Raw genomic sequence first — 6253 nt, forward strand, 5'->3', positions numbered from 1 at the left:
GAGGAGGTCCGCACCGCCGCACAGCCGAAGTTGCGCGATGCCATGACCGGCCTGCGGGCGCCGGAATACGCGGGGTGGGCGGTCGGCGCCCTGCGGGGGGTCGTCGACTGGCTCGAGGCACAGCCGCACGTCGGCCACCGCATTGCGGTCACCGGGTTCTGCTTCGGGGGCACCTACTCCTTCGCGCTCGCCGCCGCTGACCCTCGCGTCCGTGCCGCGGTGCCCTTCTACGGCACGGCACCGGCACCCGCTGAGATCGCGAAGATCCAGGCTCCGGTCCTCGCGCTGTACGGGTCAGAGGACCGCGCGCTCATGGACGCGCTCCCGGCTGTGCGCACGGCCATGACCGATGCCGGCGTCGACTTCGAGGCCGTCGTCTACCCCGGCGCGCAGCACGCCTTCTTCAACGACACCGGCAGTCGCTTCAGCGCCGCCCACGCGGCCGAGGCCTGGCCGCGCGTCCTGGCGTTCCTCGACGATCGGGTCGCGCACCGCTAGCCGGTCCGCCCGCCGTACCCAACTGCGGGGATCATCGCCGACACGCCGTGCCGAGGCATCCGTCTCCCGGCGTGTAGGACGATAGCCCCGCAGTTGGGCCCGCCGCCCCCGGCGCATCGAGCGTTCCGCCGGCGGCGGAACAGGGTGCGCCGGCCGGGGTGGGTCTGGTGTCATGGGGTCATGACGGACGTTCTCATCCTCGGTGGCACCGGGTGGCTCAGCGGGCGCGTCGCACGCGGCTGGGTCGAGCAGGGCGCCGACGTGACGTGCCTCGCGCGCGGCGGACGGTCGGCTCCCGACGGTGCGCGGCTCGTCACGGCGGACCGCGACCTGCCCGGCGCGTACGACGCGGTCGCAGCCCGCGACTGGGACGAGGTCGTCGACATCTCGTCGGACGCCGCCCACGCGGCATCCGCCGTCGCCGCACTGACCGATCGCGCTGCGCATTGGACGTACATCTCGACGATCTCGGTCTACGCCGACAGCGACACCCCCAACGCGGATGAGACCGCGGCACTCCTCGAGCCCGTCCAGCCCGGCGACGAGTACGACTACGGCCGCGCAAAAGTCGCTGCCGAGGCATCCGTTCGCTCCGCACTCGGGTTTCGCGCGGCCATCGTGCGACCGGGCCTGATCGTCGGTCCTGGCGACCAGAGCGATCGATTCGGCTACTGGGTGGCGCGCTTCGCGCTGGCCGGCGATGAACCTGTGCTCACGCCGGAACCGCAGGGCATCGGCGTCTCGGTCATCGACGTCGACGATCTCGCTGACTTCATCGTCGCCATGGGACGCGAGCGGTGGACGGGAATCGCGAATGCCGTCGGAGGCGGGATGCCGCTGGCCACGGTGCTCGCCGATGCCCGTKCCGTCGCCGGTCACACCGGAACCGTGGTCGCGGCGCCCGACGCATGGCTCGCGGCTCGCGGAGTGTCGCATTGGGCAGGGCCGCGCTCGCTGCCCCTCTGGCTCCCGCGCGAGCTCGTCGGCCATTGGTCGCGCTCGAACGCGGCCTACCGGATCCTCGGCGGCCGGCTTCGCCCGCTGCGCGAGACTCTCGTGCGCACGCTCGCGGACGAGCGCTCGCGGGGGCTCGATCGGGAGCGCCGCTCGGGCCTGTCCCGGTCCGAAGAGCTGGCGCTGCTGGCAGAGCTCACCTGACCACGATCGAGTGCGGATGCCGCGGCACGGTCGTTCGGCACCACTCCGAGCCGCCCTCGGCGGCGGCGGTCCGTCGCGTCCGATTTGGCAACGCTCCTCCGCGGGCGCTATCGTCGGCGCATGCCTTCGGCCGCGACGCCTCTCGCCACGCTCCTCGTGAGCGTCGCTCCCGCGCGCCGACGTCTGGGCGGACGCCGACTCTAGGCGACCCTGCGCGGCACCCCTCCGGGTGCGCCTGCGGGTGTCGCCGTCTCCGGCCCCTGCTGAGCTTCTTCGAAGCAACCCAGACCGTAAGGTGGAATCCATGACATATTCGGTCGCCGTCTCCGGCGCATCCGGCTATGCGGGCGGTGAGATCCTCCGGATCCTCGCCGCACATCCCGACGTCGAGATCCGCACCGTCACGGCGCACTCCAACGCCGGGCAGCCCCTCAGCCAGCACCAGCCGCACCTCCGTTCGCTCGCGCACCTGACCCTGGGCGACACGACGCCGGAGGTCCTCGCGGGGCACGACATCGTCTTCCTGGCGTTGCCCCACGGGCAGTCCGGGCAGTACACGGATGCCTTGGCCGGGGCCCCGCTCGTCATCGATGCGGGCGCGGACCACCGGCTCGAGTCGGCGGACGACTGGGACCGCTTCTACGGCGGGCACTTCCATGAGCCGTGGGCGTACGGCGTCCCGGAGCTGCTGGTCGGCGGTGCGAAGCAGCGCGAACGGCTGGTCGGGGCATCCCGCATCGCAGCTCCCGGCTGCAACGCCAGCACCGTCAGCCTGAGCCTCGCGCCGGGTGTCGCGGCCGGGGTCATCGACCCGTCCGACATCGTCACCGTGCTCGCGGTCGGACCCTCTGGTGCCGGCAAGAGCCTGAAGACGAACCTGCTGGCCAGCGAGATCCTCGGCTCGGCGAACCCGTATGCCGTGGGCGGCTCGCACCGGCACATCCCCGAGATCCGCCAGGCGCTCGCTGCGGCTAGCCCGTCAACGCCCGCTGACGGCATCCGGATCTCCTTCACGCCCGTCCTCGTGCCGATGGCACGGGGAATCCTCGCCACCTCGACAGCGCCGATCGCGCCGGGGGTGTCCGACGCCGAGATCCGCGATGCGTGGGAGGCGGCGTACGCCGACGAGCCCTTCGTACATCTCCTGCCGGCCGGCGACTTCCCGCGCACGGCCGATGTGGTCGGTGCGAACACCGCGCTGATCGGACTCGCGATCGATCGCGACGCGAACCGCGTGGTCGTCGTCACCGCGCTCGACAACCTCGTCAAGGGCACGGCCGGCGCCGCCGTGCAGTCCATGAACATCGCGCTGGGCCTTGAAGAAGGCCGCGCCCTCACCGTGAACGGAGTCGCGCCGTGACCGTCACCGCGCCCCAGGGATTCGAAGCGGCCGGCGTCGCCGTCGGCCTGAAGTCGAGCGGCAAGCCCGACGTCGCCGTAGTGGTGAACCGAGGCCCGCTCAAGGTGGGCGCGGCGGTCTTCACGAGCAACCGCGCGAAGGCGAACCCGATCATCTGGTCGCAGCAGGTGATTCAGGATGGCGTGGTCGAGGCGATCGTGCTCAACTCCGGCGGTGCGAACTGCTTCACCGGGTCGTTCGGCTTCCAGACGACGCACCAGACCGCCGAGAAGGCCGCTGAGCTGCTCGACGTGAGCGCCGGCGACATCCTGGTCTGCTCGACCGGCCTCATCGGCACCGGTGACGAGGTCTTCCGCGCGAAGGTGCTCGCCGGTGTCGAGCAGGGCATCGGGGCGCTCAGCGCCGATGCCGGCGACGACGCGGCGCGGGCGATCATGACGACCGACTCGGTGTCGAAGACCTCGGTGCATCACGGCGACGGCTGGACCATCGGCGGCATGGCGAAGGGAGCCGGGATGCTGGCGCCCGGCCTCGCGACGATGCTCGTGGTGATCACGACCGACGCCGTGATCGACTCCGCCCAGGCGGACGCCCACCTGCGCGCCGCGACGACCGTGAGCTTCGACCGGCTCGACTCGGACGGCTGCATGTCGACGAACGACCAGGTCTCCCTTCTCGTCAGCGGCGCATCGGGCGTCACCCCGAGCGCGGAGGACTTCCAGGCCGGCCTGACCGCCGTCTGCGCGGATCTCGCCCGCAAGCTCCAGGGCGACGCCGAGGGCGCGAGCCATGACATCACGATCGAGGTCGTGCACGCGGCATCCGAATCCGACGCCGTCGATGTGGGCCGCAGCGTGGCCCGCAACAACCTCTTCAAGGCGGCGATCTTCGGCAACGACGCGAACTGGGGCCGGGTGCTCGCGGCGATCGGCACCACCGACGCCGCATTCGACCCGTACGACGTCGACGTGTGGATGAACGGCGTGCGCGTGTGCAGCGCGGGCGGGCCCGACCGTCCCCGCGAAGACGTCGACCTGACCCCCCGCGCGACGCATCTCGTCATCGACCTCAAGGTCGGCGCGGCGACGGCCACGATCCTCACCAACGACCTCACCCACGACTACGTCCACGAGAACAGCGCCTACTCTTCATGACCGAGATCCAAGAGACCGATCCGAACGAGGCCAGCGTCAAGGCGGCGACTCTCATCGAGTCCCTCCCGTGGCTGCGCCGCTTCCGCGACCAGATCGTCGTGATCAAATACGGCGGCAACGCGATGGTCTCGGAAGAACTGCAGGATGCCTTCGCCGCCGACATCGCCTACCTCCGGTACGTCGGGGTGAAGCCCGTCGTGGTGCACGGCGGCGGCCCGCAGATCTCGTCGATGCTCGACCGGCTCGCGATCCCGAGCGAGTTCAAGGGCGGGTATCGCGTCACCAGCACCGAGGCGATCTCGGTCGTCCGGATGGTGCTGACCGGGCAGATCAACCCGCAGCTGGTCGGCAAAATCAATGCACACGGACCGCTGGCGGCCGGCCTCTCGGGTGAGGACGCCGGCCTCTTCGGCGGCCGTCGCCGCGGGGTCACCGTCGACGGCGTCGAGCACGATCTCGGCCGCGTCGGCGATGTCGTCGAGGTCGACCCGCAGCCCGTCCTCGACCAGATCGCCGCTGGGCGGATCCCGGTGGTTTCGAGCATCGCCCCCGACCTCGATCACCCTGGCCACTCGCTGAATGTGAACGCGGATGCCGCGGCCGCGGCCCTCGCGACCGCGCTCGGCGCCGCGAAGCTCGTGGTGCTCACCGATGTGCCCGGGCTCTACGCCGACTGGCCGAACCGCGACTCGCTCGTCTCGCACCTCACCTCGACCGAGCTGCGCGCGATGCTGCCGTCGCTCGAGTCGGGCATGATCCCGAAGATGCAGGCCTGCCTCGACGCCGTCGAAGGCGGGGTCCCGACGGCGGCGATCATCGACGGACGCGTGCCCCACTCGGTGCTCGTGGAGATCTTCACAAGTCAAGGAATCGGAACGGAGGTGGTGGTCGGATGACGACGACATGGAGGGATTCCGCGTCGCGCGATCTCGTGCGGAGCTTCGGCGACCGGATGGCGCTGTTCACGCGCGGCGAGGGCGCCTATCTCTGGGATGACGCCGGCCGGCGCTACCTCGACTTCCTGGCGGGGATCGCCGTGAACTCGCTCGGGCACGCACACCCGGTCTTCGTGAACGCGATCGCGAAGCAGGCTGCGACGCTCGCGCACGTCTCGAACTACTTCGCGACCGAGCCGCAGCTCGAGCTGGCGGCGCGGCTCAAGCGCCTCGCCGGCACGGGCGATTCCGGCCGCGTCTACTTCGGCAACTCCGGCGCCGAGGCGAACGAAGCCGCCTTCAAGCTCGCCCGCCTGCACGGCGGCACCGAGCGCCCGCGCATCCTCGCCCTCACCGACGCCTTCCACGGCCGCACGATGGGCACGCTCGCCCTCACCGGCAAGCCGTACATGCAGGAGCCGTTCCTGCCGATGACCCCGGGCGTCGAGTTCATCGACTCCACGATCGAGGCGCTCGAAGCTGCCCTCGACGATCGCGTCGCCGCGCTGTTCGTCGAGCCGATCAAGGGTGAGGCGGGCGTCGTCGAGCTGCCTGAGGGCTACCTCGCGGCTGCGCGCGCGCTCACCGAGCAGCACGGAGCGCTGCTGATCGTCGACGAGATCCAGACCGGCGCGGGGCGCACGGGGGAGTGGTTCGCCTTCCAGCACGCCGGCATCACCCCCGATGCGATCACGGTCGCCAAGGGCATCGGCGGCGGGTTCCCGATCGGCGCGCTCATCACGTACGGYCACGCCAGCGAGCTGTTCTACCCCGGCACGCACGGGTCGACGTTCGGCGGCAACGCGCTCGGCACCGCCGTCGCCTCGGCGGTCCTCGCCGAGATCGAGCAGTCCGCCCTGGTCGCCAACGCCGCAACCCGCGGTGCGCAGCTGCGCACCGCGATCGCCGGCATCGAATCGCCGTTGGTGAGCGGATGCCGCGGCCAGGGGCTGCTCATCGGCGTGGCGCTGCGGCATCCGGTCGCCAAGGCCATCGTCGCCGCGGCCCAGGAGCACGGCCTCATCATCAACGCCCCGAACGACGAGACCCTGCGGCTGGTCCCGGCACTCACGATCGGCGACGCGGAGATCGACGAGTTCGTCCGGCTGTTCGGCGCGGCCCTCAACACCGTCGAGCACGCGCTGCTG

6 protein-coding genes are annotated in these 6253 nt (G+C 71.0%); all 6 read left to right on the forward strand.

Annotated elements, in window-relative coordinates:
• The coding region (locus tag AC1DVT_RS17205; protein ID WP_477390280.1) for a dienelactone hydrolase family protein at positions 1-498 on the forward strand (498 nt) is incomplete at its 5' end.
• Positions 499-678: 180 nt separating this feature from the next.
• Positions 679-1656 carry an NAD-dependent epimerase/dehydratase family protein gene (locus AC1DVT_RS17210; protein WP_477390282.1) on the forward strand — a complete coding sequence of 326 codons (978 nt, stop codon included), beginning with the start codon at positions 679-681 and terminating at the stop codon, positions 1654-1656.
• A gap of 304 nt (positions 1657-1960) precedes the next feature.
• Positions 1961-3016 carry an N-acetyl-gamma-glutamyl-phosphate reductase gene (gene argC, locus AC1DVT_RS17215; RefSeq protein ID WP_477390284.1) on the forward strand — a complete coding sequence of 352 codons (1056 nt, stop codon included), beginning with the start codon at positions 1961-1963 and terminating at the stop codon, positions 3014-3016.
• Positions 3013-4170, forward strand: coding sequence for a bifunctional glutamate N-acetyltransferase/amino-acid acetyltransferase ArgJ (gene argJ / locus AC1DVT_RS17220; RefSeq protein WP_477390286.1), 1158 nt, complete (start codon positions 3013-3015; stop codon positions 4168-4170). The genes argC and argJ overlap by 4 nt, the downstream gene beginning before the upstream one ends.
• Positions 4167-5066, forward strand: coding sequence for an acetylglutamate kinase (argB, locus tag AC1DVT_RS17225; RefSeq protein WP_477390288.1), 900 nt, complete (start codon positions 4167-4169; stop codon positions 5064-5066). Before argJ ends, argB begins: the two co-directional genes overlap by 4 nt.
• Positions 5063-6253, forward strand: a 1191-nt coding sequence (locus tag AC1DVT_RS17230; RefSeq protein WP_477390290.1) for an acetylornithine transaminase, incomplete at its 3' end; no start/stop codon positions are given. The genes argB and AC1DVT_RS17230, both read left to right, overlap by 4 nt.

It is taken from the genome of Microbacterium sp. P2_F9 (genome assembly GCF_056403635.1).

Excerpts from the sequence above, each read along its gene's own strand:
- argC (WP_477390284.1), top strand. The coding sequence starts at position 1,961 with ATGACATATTCGGTCGCCGTCTCCGGCGCATCCGGCTATGCGGGCGGT.
- argB (WP_477390288.1), top strand. The coding sequence starts at position 4,167 with ATGACCGAGATCCAAGAGACCGATCCGAACGAGGCCAGCGTCAAGGCG.